This window comes from Pannonibacter sp. XCT-53 (assembly GCF_009915765.1).
GTDB lineage: Bacteria > Pseudomonadota > Alphaproteobacteria > Rhizobiales > Stappiaceae > Pannonibacter > Pannonibacter tanglangensis.
Window position 1 is genome coordinate 197,157 of record NZ_JAABLQ010000004.1, and the last position, 18,344, is coordinate 215,500.

Consider the following 18,344-nt stretch of genomic DNA (forward strand, 5'->3'; position numbering starts at 1 on the left):
ATGCGCCAGTCCAGCCTTCTCTATCTCGACGGCGTCAGCGTTTCCTTCGACGGGTTCCGCGCGCTCAACTCCCTCTCTCTGGTGATCGAGCCGGGCGAGATGCGGGCCATCATCGGCCCCAATGGCGCGGGCAAGACGACGATGATGGATGTCATCACCGGCAAGACCCGGCCCGACAGCGGCGAGGTGTTCTTTGCCGGCGACACGGACCTGACCCGCCTGGACGAGGCCGCGATCGCCGAGCTGGGCATCGGCCGCAAGTTCCAGAAGCCGACCGTGTTCGAGAGCCACACCGTCTGGGACAATCTGGAGCTGGCGCTGAAGGCGCCGCGCGGGCCGTTCTCGACCCTGTTCCACGCGCTGCGCCCGGCCGAACGGGCTCGCATCGAGGAGTTGCTGGAGCTGATCCGGCTTGGCAGTCGGCGGGATGATCTGGCCGCCAACCTCAGCCACGGCCAGAAGCAGTGGCTGGAGATCGGCATGCTGCTGGCGCAGGAACCGCAGCTGCTTCTGGTCGACGAGCCGGCAGCCGGCATGACCGATGCCGAGACCGCCGAGACGGCCGATCTCCTGCGCGACATCAACAAGACCCGCTCGGTCGTGGTGGTGGAACACGACATGACCTTCATCCGCGCGCTGGGCGTCAAGGTGACCGTGCTGCACGAGGGATCGGTGCTGGCCGAGGGGTCTATCGACCATGTGTCGTCGGACGAGCGGGTGGTGGAGGTTTATCTGGGGCGGTGAGGCAATGGACCGCCCGGTTTGTCTGGCCGTCCTCTCCCCCTCAAGGGGGGGAGAGGAGGCCGCGGCGAGCTGGAAGGCAATGCGCGACGGTCGGTCTGTTCCGGACCTCCCTCCACGGGGGGCGAAAACAGGCGGTGGCGTTTGATGGCGAATTCGGAGCAGGCCATGCTGAGCGTTGAGAAGATTGATCTGCACTACGGGGCCGCACAGGCGTTGAAGGCGGTGTCGCTGGAGGCGAAGGTGGGGGAAGTGACCTGCGTCATGGGGCGAAATGGCGTGGGCAAGACCTCGACCCTGCGCGCCATTGCCGGACAGCAGGGCATCAGCGCCGGCCGCATCCTCTGGGAGGGGCAGGACATCTCCAGGCTCGCGCCGCACCAGCGCGCCCGGCTGGGCATCGCGGTGGTGCCGCAGGGGCGCGAGATCTTCCCGCTCCTGAGCGTGAAGGAAAACCTCGAGACCGGCTATGCGCCGCTGGCCTGGCGCGACCGCCGGATCCCGGGCGAGATCTTTGATCTGTTCCCCGTGCTGAAGGCGATGCTGTCGCGTCGCGGTGGCGACCTTTCGGGCGGCCAGCAGCAGCAGCTCGCCATTGCCCGCGCCCTCGTCACCCGGCCGCGCTTGCTCATTCTCGACGAGCCGACCGAGGGCATCCAGCCGTCGATCATCAAGGACATCGGCCGGGCCATCGACTGGCTGCGGCAGCAGGGCACCATGGCCATCGTGCTGGTCGAGCAGTACTTCGAGTTCGCCCGCGATCTCGCCGACCGTTTTGCGGTCATGGACCGGGGGGAGGTCGTCATGTCCGGTGTCCGGGCCGAGCTGGACGAGGCGCAGGTGCGCCGTCATCTCACGGTCTAGGCAGCTTCGACAATTCAAGGTCACGCTGTTGACATGCTTTGGCCTAGACTAGCCGCGATTCGATTGCGGAGGACGGGATGAAGCGTGCGCTGATCGCCTTGGCCGGGGCCGGGCTGCTCGTCGGGACGGCTGCCGTCGTGCTGCCCCTGTTCCTGCCTAGGGATGCCATCAAGGCGCGGGTCGTGCAGGAGCTGGAAGCGGCCACCGGCTGGCATCTGCGCATCGACGGTCCCGTTGCCATCTCCCTGCTTCCGACCCTCACCCTGTCGGCGAGCGATGTCGGCCTTGCCGGTGCAGGCGGGGCCGAAGGCCTCGAGTTCGCGCAGGCGGAGGCGGTGCAGTTCTCGCTGGCCTGGGGTGCCCTGGTCGGCGGCGCGGTGCAGGTCACCGGGGTCCGGCTCGACAGCCCCCGTCTGGCCCTGACGGTGGACGCCGAGGGACGGACCAGCTGGGCGCCGCGCCAGCCCATGAAGCGGATCGAGAGCGTCTTCACCCAGTTCGGTGGTCCGGCGCCGGCGCCGGAGGCCGGGCCCGAGACCCCGCCGGTGGAAGTCACCGGTGGCGATCAGGCCGCCGTGCAGGAACTGGCGGGTCTGACCCGCATCGGCTTCGACGACATCGTCATCCGCCAGGGAGAGCTGAGCTACGCTGACGAGCGCAGTGGCCGTACCCTCGCGCTCACCGCCGTTGACGCCCGCCTTTCCGTCCCCGATCTCTCCGGGCCGGCGAAGCTGACCGGCACGGCCGTCTGGGAGGGCCAGGCCCTCACCATTGCCGCCGAGGCGGATTCCCCGGTGAAGCTTGCCGGCGGCGCTGCGGCGGCGGTTGCGGCCACCCTGTCCTCCGGCAAGGCGAGCCTGACGGCAAAGGGCAGCCTCGGGCTGGCGCCGCTTGCGCTTGATCTCAGGCTGGACGGTGAGGCTGCCTCGCTGGCCGATGCGACGCTGCTGGCCGGTCTTGGTGCGGATGCCGCGCCGGCGCTGGCCGGGGCGGTGAAGCTTGGCGGGCGCATTGCCGCGAGCCCGGCGGAAGTCCTGGTGCATGAGGCGACGCTCGGGGTCGGCAGCCTTGCCCTCTCCGGGGCGGCCCAGGCCGAGCTCGGCGGCAAGGCGCCGCGCATCACCGGACGGGTGCAGTCCACCGGCGGCACGCTTGCCGACATCCTGACCCTGACCGGCCGCAGCCTTCCGGCCGAAGGCTCCTTCGCGACCGACCTCACCTTTGCCGCTTCCGGGCAGAGCACGGCCGAACTGCTCGCAAGCCTCGAGCTGGCCGGCAGCGTCACCCTCAAGGACGGCCGGGTGACCGGCCTTGGTCTTGCCTCGCTCGCCGGCGGCGATCCGTCTGCCGATGCGCTGACCGGGCTCAACATGACGGCGAAGTTCGACGGTCTGGGCAAGCCCGTGGGCGTGACGGGCCAGGTCAGCTGGCGCGGCGAGCCCTTTGCCATCCGCGGCAAGGTCACGCCGGCACCGATGCTGGCCGGACTGCCCGCGCCGATCGACATTCGTGCCCAGGGCCAGCGCGTGACGCTCGGCTTTGATGGGCGCGTCACCGGCGCCGAAGGCGTGTCGGGGGACCTGCTCGTGGAGACGGCGGACCTGCGCGCTCTGCTCGGCTGGCTCGGCCGGCCGTTGCCACGCGGCGAGGGGCTCAAGGCCTTTTCACTGGCTGGCCAGCTGCAGCTCGCGCCGGAGGCGGTCCGGTTTGCGGGCGCGCGCTTTGCCCTGGACGGCATAAAGGGCACGGGCGAGGGCAGCCTGCGCTTCGGCGCGGTTCCCAAACTCACCGCCACGCTGGCGCTGGAGAGCCTGCCGCTCGACCCCTATCTCGGGGCCGCGACGACAGGCGGCGGCGGGGCTGGTGGCAAGACCCCGCGCGCCGGCGCGGCGGCGCCGGGGGGCTGGAGCAACACGCCGGTCGATTTCGGCGGGCTTGGCGCAGTCGATGCCGACCTGACGCTCACGGCCGGCGCCATCACGTGGGACAAGATCCGCATCGGCGAAAGCGCGCTTGCGGTCACGATCCTCGACGGGACACTCGCCGCGAGCCTTGAGCGCATGGCCCTCTATGGCGGCACCGGCAAGGGCAACCTGTCGATCGAGGGGGGAGCGCGCCAGCCGCGCATCGGCGCGACCCTCGAGCTTGCCGGCCTGAACGGGCGCGACTTCCTGCGCGACGCCACGGGCCTCTCCTGGCTGCAGGGTGTCGCGGCCCTGTCGTTCGATCTCTCGAGCCAGGGCAGCAGCGAGGCCGAACTGGTGGGCAATCTCGCTGGTTCGGCCCGTGTCGGCTTCACGGACGGCGCCATTCTCGGCGTCAACATTCCCAAGATGGTGCGCGGACTTGCGGTGGAAACGCTGCTCGGCTGGCAGACGGCCAAAGACAACCAGACCGACTTCAACAGCCTCAGCGCCTCCTTCTCGCTGCAGAACGGCGTGGCGGTCAGCAGCGATCTCGTCATGACCGGACCTCTGGTGCAGATGACCGGCGGCGGCACCACCGACATGCCGGCGATGACGCTCGACTGGCGCGTCGAACCCCGCATCGTGCCGGTGCTGGAGGGCATCGCGCCGCAGCCGCGCAAGAAGGGTGAGGACAAGCAGATGGGCGGCCTCGGCGTGCCCATCGTCATTCGCGGACCCTGGGCCAAGCCGCAGATCTATCCGGACATCCAGGGCATCCTGGAAAATCCGGCGGCCGCCTACCAGCAGCTGGAAGAGCTGGGCGGGGGCTTCGTCAAGCTGCTGCGGGCCAAGCCCGAGGACGTGCTCACGGCCACTGCCGGCCGGCTGCTCGACCAGGCCACCGGCGGCCGCACCCAGATCGACGTGCAGAAGGTTCTGGACGGCGAGGTCAATGACCAGGAGGTGCTGAAGGCGGTGGAAGAGGGCTTCGGCCTGCCGCAAGGCTTCCTCGGGTCGCTCGGGGTGCCCGGCCTGCAGACCGGCGAGACGGCGTCCGGCGCCCAGTCCGGTCCGGTCGTCATCCCCGAGCAGCCGGTCGCCCCTCCGCCTCCCTGATCGGTCGGAGGGCCGGGTGCGGGTCTGCAGCGGGCAGGCCGGCACGGATCAGGCCAGGAAAGATCAGACCGGTACAGATCAGGCGCGCACGGGGGCGGCCGGAACGGCGAGTGCCTGACGCATGAGCGCGACGCTCTCGGCGATGGTGCCGGTGTTGTCGATGCGGATAAGGCCGTCAATCCCCGGCATGTCGAGGTCGGCCTGATCGAGGCGCGCCTCGATCTGCTCCCGCGTTTCGCGGCCGCGGGCAGCGAGGCGCTCGGCAAGGATCTCGCGTGGGGCGGTGATCAGCAGCACCCGGACATGGGCATACTTGGCCTGCGCCAGCGGCAGCGCGCGCCGGGCGCCGTTGGCGATGACCGTGAGGCCTTGCCGCACGGCGGTGTCGACGCTCGGCGGCAGGATGTAGCCGAGACCATGCGCCTCCCAGGCCAGCGCGACCTCGCCGCAGGCGCAGCGGCGGTCATACTCGGCCCGGTCGATGACGTCGTGATCCTCGGTCGCCCCGTCGGCGGCGCGGGTGATCAGGCGGCGGGTGAAGACGAAGCGGGGATCGGCGCTGAGGTCGGCCCGGAGCGCGTTCATCAGCGTGTCCTTGCCCGCGCCGCTCGGCCCGACGACGAGGATCAGCCGGCCGGGACCGACCGGAGCCCGGCGTCCGGTCTCGAGACTGTCCATTGCTGCGATGTCGGTCATGTCCGGCTCCGTCTGGACGTCCGCCTTCCGGCGACTTCTGCTTCAGGCGACGCGGCGGCCTTCGCGCCAGACGCCACGCACCACCGGCACGGACCCGACCATGCGCACCTGCACCAGATCGGCGCGCCGGCCCTCGACGAGGCGGCCGCGATCGTGCAGGCCGGCCATGTCCGCCGGGGTCGAGGTGACCATGGTGATGGCCCTCGGCAGCGTCAGGCTGTCGATCTCGTCGGCGAGCTGGAATGCCGCCTGCAGCAGCGACACCGGCACATAGTCCGACGACAGGATGTCGAGGCAGCCGTCCTCGGCAAGGGCCCGGGCAGAGATGTTGCCCGAATGGGAGCCGCCACGCACCACGTTCGGGCCGCCCATCAGCACGCCCATGCCGGCCGCATGGGAGGCGCGGGCCGCTTCCAGGGTGGTCGGGAATTCGGCGATGCGGGTGTTGAGGCTGATCGCCTCGTCCACATGCGCCACCGTGGCGTCGTCATGGCTGGCGATGATGATCCCGTGCTCGGCGGCAATGACCGACAGGAGCTTGCGGTTGCGCGGAGCGATGTCATCGGCACGGGCGCGGCGCTTCTCGATGAACTCGGCCATCTGCTCGTCGGTGAAGCCCTTCTTGGACTTGTAGTAGAGCTTGTAGGCGTCGAGGGAGACGAACTGGCGCTGGCCCGGCGTGTGGTCCATCAGCGAGATCAGCTTGACGCGCGGGTCGTGGCCGAAGATCTCGAAACCTTCCATCACGTCCGGCGCGGACACTTCGCAGCGCAGGTGGATGAAGTGATCGGCACGCAGGCGGTTCTCGGCCTGGGCGGTCTCGATCGCATCAGCCAGCAGACGCATGTCGGCCGCCTGCAGGTCCGCGTCCTCGTCCATGCCGATGCGCAGGGCATCGAACACGGTGGTGATGCCGGCGCAGGCGATCTGGGCGTCATGGGCCTGCACGGAGGAGACCGGGTTCCAGCGCACCTTCGGACGCGGGGCGTAGTGCACCTCAAGGTGGTCCGTGTGCAGCTCGACCAGGCCGGGGATGAGATAGTCGCCCTCGCAGTCATGGCCATGGGCAGAGGGGCCGGTGGCGATCCCGGAGATCAGGCCGGCACGGGTGTCGAGGCTGCCCTCGATCACCTCGTCGGGAAGCACGAGGCGGGCGTTGCGGAAGCTGTGGGTCATCTCGGTCATGAGCGGATCATCCTGAAGCAAGGGTCAGAGCGCCTGGCCGAGCGTCGGCTCGGCGGGCGAAAGCGCGCCCGTGAGCGGCAGCACCTCCACCATCCTGAAGGGGGCGTTGCGCTCGGGTTCGCGGAAGAGGCCAAGGCTGGCGATGGCGTGCGGGCGGCGGATGACAGAGGCGAAATACGTCTCGGCCGCCTGCTGCAGCGCGGCGCGCGCGACATCGTCATCCAGCTTCACCGACAGGGTCATGTGAAAGCGGAAGTCCTCGAAGATGTAAGGATAGCCCCAGGCAGCCAGCAGCTCCTGCTGGCGGGCGTTGAGGCCGGAGGCCATGCGCCGGGCGATGTCGGCCTCGCTGAGGGGAGCGCGGAACGGCTCGAAGGCGGTGACGCAGGCGGCGGCAAAGGCATTGATGTCGGCGCTCGCCGGCTGCGGCGTCAGGGCGAGGAAACGGCCGAGCAGGGTCACGTCCAGGGCCGGGATCTCGAAGGCGGCCGCGCGGGCGCAGAAGCGGCGGAAGCCGTCGACCAGATCGGCCTCGCTGACGCCATCCTTCAGCGAGAACGGTGCCTTCAGCGTCGCGTGGAAGCCGTAGCGGCGCGGATCGGTCGTCAGGCTTGCCACCTCGTCCGCCGTCAGCCCGTCGACCTCCGGCTGCGTCAGCGGCGTATCCGTCACGGCATCGCGGCCGAGCCATGTGGCACCCAGGCGGGTCAGCTCCGCATCGACGGGGGCGGTGTAATAGACGGCATAACGCATGGATGGCTAACTTTCGGACGACTTCCTGATACTGGCAGAGCGCTTAGAGGGCGAGCGTGTCGGTTCGATGACAATCTTGCGGCGATCAGCGCTCCGGATCGTAGCTATCGCAAAAGGCAGCGATGTCCGCCTGTTGAAAGTCGCTGAGCCGGGAAAAAATCAGCTCATCCGGCCAGTCCCACCAGCGGATGCGGGACAGCCGTTCCGCGATCCCGGGCGCGAAGCGGTCACGGATCCGCCGCGCGGGCACACCGCCGACGATGGTGTAGGGCGCCACATCGCGGCTGACGACGGCACCGGCGGCGATCACGGCGCCGTCGCCCACGGTCACTCCGGGCAGGAGGATGGCGCCGTGGCCGATCCACACGTCATTGCCGACAAGGACACGGGCAGCCCGGCGCTCGGCGAAGAAGCCGGCGTCACGGCTGGCGGCCGGGTCATAATACTCCGGGCAATAGGTGAAGCGGTGCTGCGAGGGCCGGTCCATCGGGTGGTTCGGCGCGCCGATCCGCACCGAATTGGCGATGGCGGTGAACTTGCCGATCACCGTATCCGCCACCTCGCAATATTCGCCCAGATAGCTGAAGTCGCCGATGCTGGCATATTCCAGCCGGGAGTGGGCCAGCACCTCGCAGTGCCGGCCGATCGTCACCTCGCGCTGGCGCACGGTGGCATGGACCACCGTTTCCGCCAGCTTGGCCTGTGTCTTGACGCTGTCCATCGCCAGTTCCCCTGTCCGATCAGGCCGCCCGGGCCGAGAAGCCAGAAACGTCGACAACGCGGTCGGCGATGACCTCGCGCACGTCGAGGTCATGCAGGATGCCGAGCATGGCAACGCCCTGCTGCTTCTTCTCGTTGACGAGGTCGATCACCACCGCGCGGTTGGCGGCGTCCAGCGAGGCGGTCGGCTCGTCCAGCAGCAGCAGCGGGTAGTGGGCGATGAAGCCGCGGGCGATGTTGACGCGCTGCTGCTCGCCGCCGGAGAAGGTGGCGGGCGGCAGGCCCCACAGGGCTTCCGGCACGTTCAGCCGGGCCAGCAGGTCGCGTGCGACCTTGCGGGCGGCGGCCTCGCCGGTGCCCTGGGCGATCAGCGGTTCGGCAACGACGTTCTCGGCCGACACGCGCGGGATGACGCGCAGGAACTGGCTGACATAGCCGATGGTCTTCTGGCGCAGGGCCAGCACCTGACGCGGGGCGGCACTGGCGATGTTGACGATCTTCTCGTCCTCGGTGACCAGGATCTGGCCGCGTTCGCAGCGGTAGTTGCCGTAGATCATCTTCAGGATCGAGCTCTTGCCGGCGCCGGACGGGCCGCCAAGCACGACGCATTCGCCGGCATCCACCGCAAAGCTGACACCAGCCACCACGGGAATGGCCAGACCGCCCTGCAGGTGCATGGTGAAGGTCTTGCCGACGTCATTGAGACAAAGACGGGTGCGCATGGATGACCTCAGACCTGGAGGATGGAAGAGACGAGAAGCTGGGTGTAGGGCGCCTGCGGGTCGTCCAGCACCTGATCGGTCAGGCCGGTCTCGATCACCTCGCCATTGCGCATGACGATCATGCGATGCGACAGCAGGCGGGCGACAGCGAGGTCATGCGTGACGATGACCACCGACAGGCCGAGATCGGCCACGAGGCCACGCAGCAAGTCCAGAAGGCGCGCCTGCACCGACACGTCGAGACCGCCGGTGGGCTCGTCCATGAACACAAGGCGCGGACCGGTGACGAGATTGCGGGCGATCTGCAGGCGCTGGCGCATGCCGCCGGAGAAGGCGCGCGGGTCGTCATCGATGCGGGTGCCGTCGATCTCGACGCGCTCGAGCCAGTCAAGCGCCGTGCCGCGGATGTTGCCATAGTGGCGGTTGCCGACAGCCATCAGCCGCTCGCCGACATTGGCCCCGGCGGACACGGTCATGCGCAGGCCATCGGCGGCGTTCTGGTGCACGAAGCCCCAGTCGGTGCGCATCAGGAAGCGGCGCTCGGCCTCGGTCAGCTGGAACAGGTCGCGCATCGCGCCGTCGCGCATGCGGTACTCGATGGCACCGGCGGTCGGGGCGAGGCGGGTGGCGAGGCAGTTCAGGAGAGTGGTCTTGCCCGATCCGCTCTCGCCGACGATGGCCAGAACCTCGCCCGGCCACAGCTCGAAGGAGACATCACGGCAGCCCAGGCGGTCGCCGTAGAAGCGGGTGACGCCGCTGGCCCGCAGCAGGGGCTCTTCGCTCAGAAAGTCGGTCATTCGCCCGCCTCCGTCTTGGCTGCGCCGGATGCTTTGCCGGCTAAATGCGATGCTGCCGGATTGGCGGCCATGTCGCCGACATGCCCTTCAGCGCGGCGTTCCTCGCAATAGTCGCTGTCGGAACAGACGAACATGCGCCCGCCCTTGTCATCGAGCACCACCTCATCGAGATAGACATGCCGCGCGCCGCAAAGGCCGCAGGGCTTGTCGAACTTCTGCACCTCGAAGGGATGGTCGTCGAAGTCGAGGCTCTTGACCTTGGTGTAGGGCGGGATGGCGTAGATGCGCTTCTCGCGGCCAGCGCCGTAGAGCTGCAGTGCCTTCATGTTGTCGATCTTCGGATTGTCGAATTTCGGCGTCGGCGAGGGATCCATCACGTAGCGGTCGGCGACCTTCACCGGATAGGCATAGGTCGTGGCGATGCGGCCGTGGTGGGCGATGTCCTCGTAAAGCTTCACATGCATGAGGCCATATTCCTCAAGCGCGTGCATCTTGCGGGTCTCGGTCTCGCGCGGTTCCAGGAAACGCAGCGGCTCGGGGATCGGAACCTGGAAGACGAGGATCTGGTCCTCGGTCAGCTCCTTCTCCGGGATGCGGTGCCGGGTCTGGATGATGGTGGCGTCCTTCGTCGCCGAGGTGGTCTTCACCTGCGCCGTCTTTTCAAAGAAGCCACGGATCGCGACCGCATTGGTGGTGTCGTCGGAGCCCTGGTCAATGACCTTCAGCGTGTCCTCGCGGCCCAGCACGGCGGCGGTCACCTGCACGCCGCCGGTGCCCCAGCCGTAGGGCATGGGCATCTCGCGGGCGGCGAAGGGAACCTGGTAGCCGGGAATGGCAATGCCCTTGAGGATGGCACGGCGGATCATCCGCTTGGTCTGCTCGTCCAGATAGGCGAAGTTGTACTCGCCCTCGGTCTCGGTGATGGACTGTGCGGTCATTCCGCGGCCTCCTTCTCGCTTCCGTCGGTCGTCGTGGCGCCGATGGCCTCATGGGCCGCAGCCTGGTCGGCGGCCTGCCGGTCGAACCACTCGCCGCGCATGCGCCGAACCAGATCCAGCTCGGCCTGGAAATCGACGTAGTGCGGCAGTTTCAGGTGCTCGACAAAACCGGTGGCCTGGACGTTGTCCGAATGCGACAGCACGAATTCCTCGTCCTGCGCCGGCGCGGTGCGTTCCTCGCCCAGCTCCTCGCAGCGCAGCGACCGGTCGACCATGGCCATGGACATGGCCTTGCGCTCGACCTGGCCGAAGACGAGGCCGTAGCCGCGCGTGAACTGCGGCGGGACCTTGGCCGAGCCCTTGAACTGGTTGACCATCTGGCATTCGGTCACCTTGATGCGCCCGAGCGGCACGGCAAAGCCCAGTTCCTCGGCGAAGAACTCCACCTCCACCGCGCCATAGCGGATCTCGCCGGCGAAGGGATGGGTGCGGCCGTAGCCGCGCTGGGTGGAATAGGCCAGCGCCAGCAGGAAGCCCTCGTCGCCCCGGGCAAGGTTCTGCAGCCGCAGGTCGCGACCGGCCGGGAAGCCGAGCGGTTCGCGCGTCAGGTCGCCCACCGCAGTGTCCTCTACCGGCGGCACATCCTCCTCGATCAGGCCTTCACCGCTGAGGAGATCCGTGACGCGCGGCATGGCGGTCTCGGTCACCTCGGCCGTGAGCGGCGTGTCCAGCTCACCATCGGCGGCGAGCTTGAAGTCGAGCAGACGGTGGGTGTAGTCGAACGTGGGGCCGAGCAGCTGGCCGCCCGGCAGGTCCTTGAAGGTGGCCGAGATGCGGCGTTCGACCAGCATGGCGCCTGTGTCGACCGGCTCGCTGTAGCCGAAGCGCGGCAGCGTGGTGCGGTAGGCGCGCAGCAGGAACACGGCCTCGATCAGGTCGCCGCGCGCCTGCTTGATGGCCAGCGCTGCCAGACCCTCATCGTAGAGCGAGCCTTCGCCCATGACACGGGCCACGGCAATGGCGAGCTGGCCGGCGATCTGGTCCAGCGTCAGGCCGGGAACCGACCGGTCGCCCCGGCGCTTGGTGGCCATGAGGCGATGGGCGTTGCGGATGGCCTTCTCGCCACCCTTGACGGCAACATACATGGTTCAGGCCTCCGACCGGGTGATGGTGGTGGAACGGGGCAGGCCGACGATCTCGTTGCCAGCGGCAAAGACCATGTCGACTCCGCGCGGGAACAGGCGGGTGTTGTCCTCAGCCTGGTCCCAGAAGGTGACGGGCACGGGCGAGATGCGCAGCGGCTGCGTCGTCTCGATGCCCGGACCGGTCAGGGTCACGGCCTTGCCGCCCGTGAAGCTGTCGACGCCGATCAGCAGCGTTGTCGAGCGATCCGGATATTCCAGCGTGCCAAGCGCGAAGCCCGACAGGGCCGGCAGCGTCCGGGCGTCGCTGATCAGGGCAAAGGTCGCCTCCAGCGGGGAGGTCACGACCGGCGCGCCGGTGTGGAACTTCAGGAACTGGCCGACGGCATCTGTCCGGGCCAGCGCCGGATCAAGCCACAGCGGCGTGTCATAGTCGGCCAGGGCGAGGGCCATGGCGGCGAGTGCCGGGGTCAGCGGGGCGGGTGGCTTGAGCGCAAAGGTCTCAAGTGCCGTCGGGCGGCCCGGCCGGGCCAGCGCCATCATCACGGCGCGGAAGACCTGCTGGCCCTGATGCACCGGATCGGTGAAACCCGGGCTGAGCGTGGCGGTGACGGAGAGCGGGCGGGCAGTCATCAGTCGTCTCCGCGAACCATGGTGAAGAAGTCGACCTTCGTGGCGGCTGTTTCGGCGCGGACGGTGGCGTCCGCCGCCTCGGCTTCGGACGCGAGCGGGGCGAGGATCTCGCGTTCCACCGCCTCGGTCAGGTCGGGGCTTTGCCAGAGGGCGTCGACGAGGGCGGCATGCAGGGCCTTCTGCTTCGAGCGGCCCATGACATAGGACGATCCGGCGATGCCGTTCTCAAGCCGGACGACGCAGCGCGTGACGGTGACCTCGCCGAGGTTGAAGGGGGCACCGGTTCCGCCCATGCGGCCGCGCACCATCACGAGGCCGGTTTCCGGCGCGCGCACCAGCTCGTGGGCGGGCAGCGGTGCAAAGGGGGCGAGCGCGGCAGCCAGCCGGTCCGGCGTTGCTGTGGCGAGCGCGGCCATGAGGCGGCGGCGGGCCTCGGTGGAGGCGTCAGGGGAGTCGTCGGGGGATGCGGATGGGGGCGGGGCCTGGTGCGGCATGGCCGTTCTCCTCGGCGGTCTGGATCGGGCGATCCGTATCTAGACTTGATTTGTATACTTGTATAGACGAATTTTTAGATTGACTGACAGATAGCGAAAATTGATGACGAACCCATGACGCAGCGAGTGATCATCGACCGGGGCGCCGGCATAGCCGTCTGGCGGCAGATTGCGGAGTGGGTGCGCGCCGAAGTGGCGTCGGGCACCTTCGAACAGGGCAGCCGGCTGCCCACCGAAACGGAGATCGCCGAACGCTTCGGGGTCAACCGCCACACGGTCCGGCGGGCCATTGCGGCGCTGACGGCGGAGGGCATCCTGCGGGCCGACCAGGGGCGCGGGACCTTCGTCACGGCCCAGCCGGTCTCCTATCCCATCACGGCGCGGACCCGGTTTTCCGAAATCATCACCAGCCAGTCGCGCGAGCCCGGTGGCAGCCTGATCGGCTCGGCCGTCGAGGAGGCAGATGCGTTGCTGGCCGGATGGCTGGAGGTTCCGGTCGGAACCCTCCTGCTGCGCCTCGACACGCTGAGTGTCGTCGACGGCGTGCCGCTCATGGTCGGCGCGGCCTGGGTGGAGCAGGCCCGGTTCCCGAACCTGCTGCGCGACTATGCCGAGACCAATTCTCTGACGGCGGCGCTGAAGCGTGGCGGTGTCGAGGATTACACGCGCAAGGAAACGCGGATCAGCGCCGAGCTGGTCGACGCCGACGACGCCCGCCTGCTCGAGGTGGCCCTCGGCACGCCGGTGCTGATCATGGAAAGCGTCAATCTCGATCCGGACGGCCGGCGCATCCAGTATGGCCGCGCCCGGGTTGCGGCCGAACGCATCCAGATCGTCGTGCCCAACTGAACGCCGACCCCACCTGAAGACCGGTCCAACCGAACTTCGGCCCCGGCACTGCGCCGGGGGTGCGGTGTGGCTGCGTCAGTGCGAGACCGTCAGTGGCAGACCGTCAGCGCCAGTATTTCGGGGCCCGGCTGGCCTCGTCCCAGGAGTCCTGGGCGTGCTGCCAGGCGTGTCGGGCTTCCGCCTCGTGCCAGCCGATGACGAAGCCGGCAGCCTGGGCCAGGTCCGTGGCCGCAGTGCCGTCCGGCAGCGGCAGGTCAAGCAGCATCTCGGCCATCGCCACGTCGTTGAGATAGCCGAACACGTCCTGCAGCGACTTCAGTCGCTTGAGGTAGCTCTTGCGCTCGCCCTTCGGCGTGAGACCGGCGAAGAACTCGAGGCCGTAGCGGAATTTCTTCAGCGCCTTGCGCATGTCGTGCCGCTCGGCGATCGTCAGGCTGTCGAGGCGGTTGCCGTACTTCTGCACCCGGCGCCATTGGCCGTCGAGCGCCGAGCGGGCAAACTCCGCCACCGGTACGGCGAGCCGTTCGCTCTGCTCGATGTCCTCGGACGACAGCCAGCCGCGCGTCTCGGTGTAGCTGGCCAGGTCGAACAGCAGGTCGTTGACGGTCTGGCTGACCAGCAGCGCCTGTACATCCTGCCGTCTTTGCGCCCGCAGGCCGTCGAGATGCCGGTCCAGACGGGCCAGATCGACACGCTCCGGCGCGATGGCGAGCAGCGGCGCGACGATATCGGCCGACAGCACATCCAGGTCGCGCAGGCGCCCGATGCCGAGAGCAAGACGCTGGGCGGCCGCATCGAGAGCACCGGTGCTGCGCGGGTTGACGAGGGGGCGGAACAGCCGCAAGGCCGTTCGCAGCCGGCGCAGGCCAACCCGAAGCTGATGCGGTCCTTCCGGGTCATCCCCGGCCAGGCAGGCCATGCGGTTCTCGGCAATCTGGTGCGAACAGGAGCGCAGGATCGCGTGATAGGCCCGCTCCGCCGTCAGGCCGCTGCTGAGGTCGACCGGTTCGGCCAGCGCCGGATGGGCTGCCGGCACGCCATCCTCACCCCGGGCGAGGCGGTCGCCGCGCTCCGCCTTGCTCAGGGCCGAAAAGCGGAACGGCAGCGGCCCGACCAGGGCGCGGGCAATGGCATAGAGCCCCTCGATCTGGCCGGATTTCAGCTCCAGTTCAAGCTCCTGCAGGGGCTGGCGGCGCGGGCCGGCGACGATTTCGCCGATGTCCAGCGCCACCTCGACCAGGCTGCCATCGGGCGCGGTGATGTCGCGCTGGCTGCGTTCGATCACGGTCTCGAAGCGGGGCGCGAGGCTCTGGCCGCCGAGGGCCGCGGCGATTTCCGCGCGAACGTCCTCATCTGGAACGGCGTCCAGCGAAAACTCTGCCGAGGGGACCTTGACCTCGTACTCCCGGGGTGTGTGCAGGCCGCTGCCCGCCGGGTCGCCGGGCAGTTTCACGGTCTGGATCCACGTCTTGCCCTTGAGGCGGACGCGCGCGGCGATCCGGGCGCGGGCCAGCGCCGTGTCGGGCGTGTCGAAGTAGATCGAGCGCAGGCGCTGCGTGCGCGCCTTGCCCCGGCCAAAACCTTCAGGAACGCCGAGGCCAGCAAGAGCTTCGGCGGTGCCCGGTGTCAGTTCGAGCTTGAGCTCGATTTCCCTGTGTGTCGTCCCCATGATCCGGTTCTAGACAAGGCCTGTGCGGCTGTCCAGAAAGATGCAACAGGTGCGCTTTTCTTAGCCGGCAAATGGCTTGCTGTCGCTCCGCTGGAACAACCGCTTCAGCCTTGCATCGACCTTCATCGCCATCGACACGGCCCAGGGGATCGGGCGGCGGTTGAAGGCGATCTTGCGCACATAGACCGGCACATGCCAGATCGCGTGGGTGCCGACCGGGAACATCATGCTCACGCCCGGCCGGCCGACATAGGTGTTGCCCCTGTCGTCGGTGATATGGACCTCGCCTTCGAGGAACAGGACCGTCTCGTCCCAGAAGAAATGCCAGTGGAACCGGCCGGCGGTGCAATCCCAGTGATCGGTCGAGGACCAGCCGTTGGTCCCCATCGACAGACTGTCCAGCCGGGCCTGCGGGGTGCCGTCGATGATCCAGTCCTTGCGAATGGGCGCGCTGCGCAGCGAGGTCTTGGTCAGGGCGGCATAGGCAAAGGCGGGCGGCTCCGAAACGATCCTGATCGTGCCATTCGGGTCTGTCTGGTCACTGGCAGCAAAGCTGAAGCTGCCGTTTTCAGCAATCGTCATGATCTCGCCTCGTCGATGTCCCTTGGTGCCTCTTGCGGGCACCTGTTGCGACAACAGGTGTCGCACACCCCTGATTTCAGTCAGGTTTATCGGCGGCTGGACGAGGCTTCTGATTGCAAAAGCGGTTAATCAATGGTCGCCGGTTTCAATCAACTTGTCGGCTATACCTCGGAGCTGCTTGCGCCCAGCTCTCGATGTCATGCGGCCGGCCTTCGCTTTCGGCGAAGGCGACGATGTCGCGGGCCAGGATTGCCTCGAACAGCGGCAGCGAGGTGACCACCATGCGCCGGCCCCGGTCGAAGATCAGCACCTCGAAGCCCTGGCCGATCCGCTCGCGCAGATAGGGCACTATGTCGCTGGCCTTCCATGTCTGGGGACGGGCCGGATCGACAAACAGCACGTAGACCCGCTCGATCGGGTCACGGTGGAAATAGGCTCCCGCGTCGAGCGGGTGCGGGATCCGGTTGCGGTCCGGCGCGTTCGTCACCCGGGCCGACAGATAGGCGCAGTGATAGGCAAGGCAGGCCGCAGGGCGCTCCGGAGCGCCGAAGATGCCGCAGCCGCCATCCTTGATGTGGTGGCAGGGCCGGTACATCGGCTTGTCGAGCGGGCCGATCTCGGGCAGGTCACAGCAATAGGTGCAGGTCCGGCACCAGGACACGCGGCTTCCGGCTTCCTTCTTGCGTTTTGCCTGCCCCACTCGGGTCTCCCTCCGGTGTCTGCTCAAGGCTGCCAGATTAGGGATTTGTGCTGCAAGCTCAAGGGGCTGCTGCGACAGATCGGGATTTGGGGATGCGCCTTCCAGGCGTCAGGCACCATGTCCGACGTCGCGCGGACGGCCGATGGTGCCCCTGGCCCGACTCGAACGGGCACTCCTTCACAGGAAACGGATTTTGAATCCGCCGCGTCTACCAATTCCGCCACAGGGGCCTGTGTCGTGGTGCGCGACTATAGCCACGCCGGGCAGGGCGTCAATCGCTTTGCCGCCGGTTTCCCCGATGCCGGCAGGCGCTCCGCGATGCTGCGGTGCAGCGAATTTTCCGCTCCGGCCGCTGCCGTGCCGTGACAAGACTGTGCGGCCCGGCTATTGAGGGCAGCATGTTTCATCGAATTGCCAGGTTGCCATGCTGAGACGACTTTACGACTGGACCCTGTCCCTTGCCTCCGGACCGCGCGCGCCCTCTGCGCTCGGAACTGTCTCCTTCATCGAAAGCTCCTTCTTTCCGATCCCGCCGGATCTTCTTCTGATCCCCATGGTCATCGCCAAGCGCGAGAAGGCCTGGTGGTATGCCTTTCTCTGCACCGTGACCTCGGTGCTGGGCGGTGTGGCCGGCTATTTCATCGGTGCCTTCCTGTTCGAGCAGATCGCCCGGCCGATCCTCGACTTCTACGGCTACATGGACAAGTTCGACGAGTTCAGCGCCGTCTTCAACGAATGGGGCTGGTGGTTCGTCTTCTTCGCCGGCCTGACGCCCTTCCCCTACAAGGTGATCACCATCTCGGCCGGGGCCACCGGGCTGTCGATGCCCGTCTTCCTCGCGGCCAGCATCATCTCGCGCGGCATGCGCTTCTTCATGGTGGCGGGCCTGCTCTACTTCTTCGGGCCGGCGATCCGCGACTTCATCGAGAAGCGGCTTGGCCTTGTTTTCACCGTCTTCGTCGTGCTCCTCTTCGGCGGCTTCGCGCTGATCAAGTTCATCTGAAGGAGAGGTCTCCCATGTCCGCGTTCGGCACCCGCTCGTCCCGCCTCGCCCTGCTTGCGAACAGCGTGGTGCTGGTGGGCGGGGGCGCCGCGATCGCCGCGGCATGGGGCTTCCAGCTCATCGGCGGCTACAGCCCCTGCAAGCTCTGCCTCGAGCAGCGCATCCCCTATTACATCGGCCTGCCACTGGCCCTGGTGGCGCTCGCGGCGCTGCTGACCCGGCGCCATGGAGCGGCGGCGCTCCTGCTCCTGCTCGTGGCGGCGGTGTTTGCCTATGGTGCGGGCCTCGGCGTCTATCAGGCCGGGGCGGAGTGGCAGTTCTGGGCCGGACCGAGCGATTGCGGTGGCGGTTCCGGGGCTCCGGCCTCGGCGGCCACCATGCTGCACGCGCTCCAGACGACCCGGGTGGTGTCCTGCACCGAGGCCAGCTGGCGGCTGCTCGGCCTGTCCTTTGCCGGCTGGAACGTCGTTGCCTCCGGGGGTGTTGCGCTTCTGGCCCTGGCTGCGGCACTCTTTGCCCGCACGGCGCGGAAGGGAAGCTGAGCCATGGGAGAGCGGGAACGGCGGGAGCGGGCACGGGCCGAGGAGGCGCGCAAGGCGCTGGCCCGGGTCGAGGCGGAAAGCGAGACCATTGTCGGCTCGTCGGCGCGGCGCATGGCCACCCATGCCCGTGATCACTTCGGCGGGGCGGACAAGAACCAGGACGACCGGATCGAGGTCTGGGGCACGCGCATCGGCCGCGGCCTCGGTCTCGTCTTCGCCGTGGGGCTTCTCATCTATCTGTTCGTCACCTATGTGAAGTGACCGTTGGCCACAGCACAGGTGACTTGCGAC

General features: G+C 68.1%; 20 protein-coding genes and 1 tRNA gene. 7 read left to right on the forward strand and 14 right to left on the reverse strand.

Annotated features, from left to right (window positions below; genetic code table 11):
- The 3 genes from urtD to GWI72_RS19500 all read left to right on the forward strand — a co-directional run bounded on the left by urtD (position 1) and on the right by GWI72_RS19500 (position 4,628).
- Positions 1-744: an urea ABC transporter ATP-binding protein UrtD gene (gene urtD, locus GWI72_RS19490; RefSeq protein ID WP_161678016.1), complete on the forward strand. Its 744-nt coding sequence runs from the start codon at positions 1-3 to the stop codon at positions 742-744.
- A gap of 165 nt (positions 745-909) precedes the next feature.
- The gene (gene urtE / locus GWI72_RS19495; protein ID WP_161709705.1) at positions 910-1,605 is read left to right on the forward strand and encodes an urea ABC transporter ATP-binding subunit UrtE; all 696 of its coding nucleotides are present in this window, start codon (positions 910-912) and stop codon (positions 1,603-1,605) included.
- A gap of 77 nt (positions 1,606-1,682) precedes the next feature.
- Positions 1,683-4,628, forward strand: coding sequence for an AsmA family protein (locus GWI72_RS19500; RefSeq protein WP_161709706.1), 2,946 nt, complete (start codon positions 1,683-1,685; stop codon positions 4,626-4,628).
- A 78-nt stretch (positions 4,629-4,706) separates the two neighbouring features.
- Here the strand turns inward: GWI72_RS19500 and phnN are convergent, their stop codons facing one another.
- From phnN to phnG, 10 genes are all read right to left on the reverse strand, one after another.
- Positions 4,707-5,324 carry a phosphonate metabolism protein/1,5-bisphosphokinase (PRPP-forming) PhnN gene (phnN, locus tag GWI72_RS19505; protein ID WP_209000191.1) on the reverse strand — a complete coding sequence of 206 codons (618 nt, stop codon included), beginning with the start codon at positions 5,322-5,324 and terminating at the stop codon, positions 4,707-4,709.
- Between the two features lie 42 nt (positions 5,325-5,366).
- Positions 5,367-6,509 carry an alpha-D-ribose 1-methylphosphonate 5-triphosphate diphosphatase gene (locus GWI72_RS19510; protein ID WP_161709707.1) on the reverse strand — a complete coding sequence of 381 codons (1,143 nt, stop codon included), beginning with the start codon at positions 6,507-6,509 and terminating at the stop codon, positions 5,367-5,369.
- A 24-nt stretch (positions 6,510-6,533) separates the two neighbouring features.
- The gene (locus GWI72_RS19515) at positions 6,534-7,262 is read right to left on the reverse strand and encodes a DUF1045 domain-containing protein (protein ID WP_161709708.1); all 729 of its coding nucleotides are present in this window, start codon (positions 7,260-7,262) and stop codon (positions 6,534-6,536) included.
- A gap of 85 nt (positions 7,263-7,347) precedes the next feature.
- Entirely contained in the window at positions 7,348-7,983 is a 636-nt protein-coding gene (locus GWI72_RS19520) for a DapH/DapD/GlmU-related protein (protein WP_161709709.1), read from the reverse strand.
- A gap of 19 nt (positions 7,984-8,002) precedes the next feature.
- Positions 8,003-8,704, reverse strand: a complete 702-nt coding sequence (gene phnL / locus GWI72_RS19525; RefSeq protein ID WP_161709710.1) for a phosphonate C-P lyase system protein PhnL — start codon at positions 8,702-8,704, stop codon at positions 8,003-8,005.
- An 8-nt stretch (positions 8,705-8,712) separates the two neighbouring features.
- The gene (gene phnK / locus GWI72_RS19530; protein WP_161678143.1) at positions 8,713-9,489 is read right to left on the reverse strand and encodes a phosphonate C-P lyase system protein PhnK; all 777 of its coding nucleotides are present in this window, start codon (positions 9,487-9,489) and stop codon (positions 8,713-8,715) included.
- A gap of 8 nt (positions 9,490-9,497) precedes the next feature.
- A complete protein-coding gene (locus GWI72_RS19535) occupies positions 9,498-10,439 on the reverse strand; it encodes an alpha-D-ribose 1-methylphosphonate 5-phosphate C-P-lyase PhnJ (RefSeq protein WP_161709711.1) in 942 nt (313 codons plus the stop codon).
- On the reverse strand, positions 10,436-11,584 hold the full coding sequence (locus GWI72_RS19540) for a carbon-phosphorus lyase complex subunit PhnI (protein ID WP_161709712.1): 1,149 nt from the start codon (positions 11,582-11,584) through the stop codon (positions 10,436-10,438). The genes GWI72_RS19535 and GWI72_RS19540 overlap by 4 nt, the downstream gene beginning before the upstream one ends.
- 3 nt (positions 11,585-11,587) lie before the next feature.
- Positions 11,588-12,214, reverse strand: coding sequence for a phosphonate C-P lyase system protein PhnH (gene phnH / locus GWI72_RS19545; protein WP_161709713.1), 627 nt, complete (start codon positions 12,212-12,214; stop codon positions 11,588-11,590).
- Positions 12,214-12,708, reverse strand: a complete 495-nt coding sequence (phnG, locus tag GWI72_RS19550) for a phosphonate C-P lyase system protein PhnG (protein WP_161709714.1) — start codon at positions 12,706-12,708, stop codon at positions 12,214-12,216. Before phnG ends, phnH begins: the two co-directional genes overlap by 1 nt.
- Positions 12,709-12,822: 114 nt before the next feature.
- Here phnG and phnF point away from each other — a divergent pair, with 114 nt between their 5' ends.
- The gene (gene phnF, locus GWI72_RS19555; protein ID WP_161709715.1) at positions 12,823-13,557 is read left to right on the forward strand and encodes a phosphonate metabolism transcriptional regulator PhnF; all 735 of its coding nucleotides are present in this window, start codon (positions 12,823-12,825) and stop codon (positions 13,555-13,557) included.
- 103 nt (positions 13,558-13,660) lie between these two features.
- On the opposite strand, the gene GWI72_RS19560 is transcribed toward phnF, so the two are convergent.
- The 4 genes from GWI72_RS19560 to GWI72_RS19575 all read right to left on the reverse strand — a co-directional run bounded on the left by GWI72_RS19560 (position 13,661) and on the right by GWI72_RS19575 (position 16,738).
- Positions 13,661-15,226 (reverse strand): CYTH and CHAD domain-containing protein, encoded by a 1,566-nt coding sequence (locus tag GWI72_RS19560; protein ID WP_161709716.1) that lies wholly within the window; start codon positions 15,224-15,226, stop codon positions 13,661-13,663.
- A gap of 60 nt (positions 15,227-15,286) precedes the next feature.
- Positions 15,287-15,808 (reverse strand): cupin domain-containing protein, encoded by a 522-nt coding sequence (locus GWI72_RS19565; RefSeq protein WP_161678042.1) that lies wholly within the window; start codon positions 15,806-15,808, stop codon positions 15,287-15,289.
- A gap of 145 nt (positions 15,809-15,953) precedes the next feature.
- On the reverse strand, positions 15,954-16,508 hold the full coding sequence (locus GWI72_RS19570) for a hypothetical protein (RefSeq protein WP_161709717.1): 555 nt from the start codon (positions 16,506-16,508) through the stop codon (positions 15,954-15,956).
- A 143-nt stretch (positions 16,509-16,651) separates the two neighbouring features.
- Positions 16,652-16,738 (reverse strand) — tRNA-Leu (locus tag GWI72_RS19575).
- A gap of 194 nt (positions 16,739-16,932) precedes the next feature.
- On the opposite strand from GWI72_RS19575, the gene GWI72_RS19580 reads away from it, so the two are divergent.
- Genes GWI72_RS19580 through GWI72_RS19590 form a run of 3 tightly spaced genes read left to right on the forward strand, consistent with a single transcriptional unit; the run spans position 16,933 to position 18,314 of the window.
- The gene (locus GWI72_RS19580) at positions 16,933-17,511 is read left to right on the forward strand and encodes a YqaA family protein (RefSeq protein WP_161678046.1); all 579 of its coding nucleotides are present in this window, start codon (positions 16,933-16,935) and stop codon (positions 17,509-17,511) included.
- A 14-nt stretch (positions 17,512-17,525) separates the two neighbouring features.
- Positions 17,526-18,053, forward strand: coding sequence for a disulfide bond formation protein B (locus GWI72_RS19585; protein ID WP_161709718.1), 528 nt, complete (start codon positions 17,526-17,528; stop codon positions 18,051-18,053).
- 3 nt (positions 18,054-18,056) lie between these two features.
- Entirely contained in the window at positions 18,057-18,314 is a 258-nt protein-coding gene (locus GWI72_RS19590) for a hypothetical protein (RefSeq protein WP_161709719.1), read from the forward strand.
- Positions 18,315-18,344 lie beyond the last annotated feature (30 nt).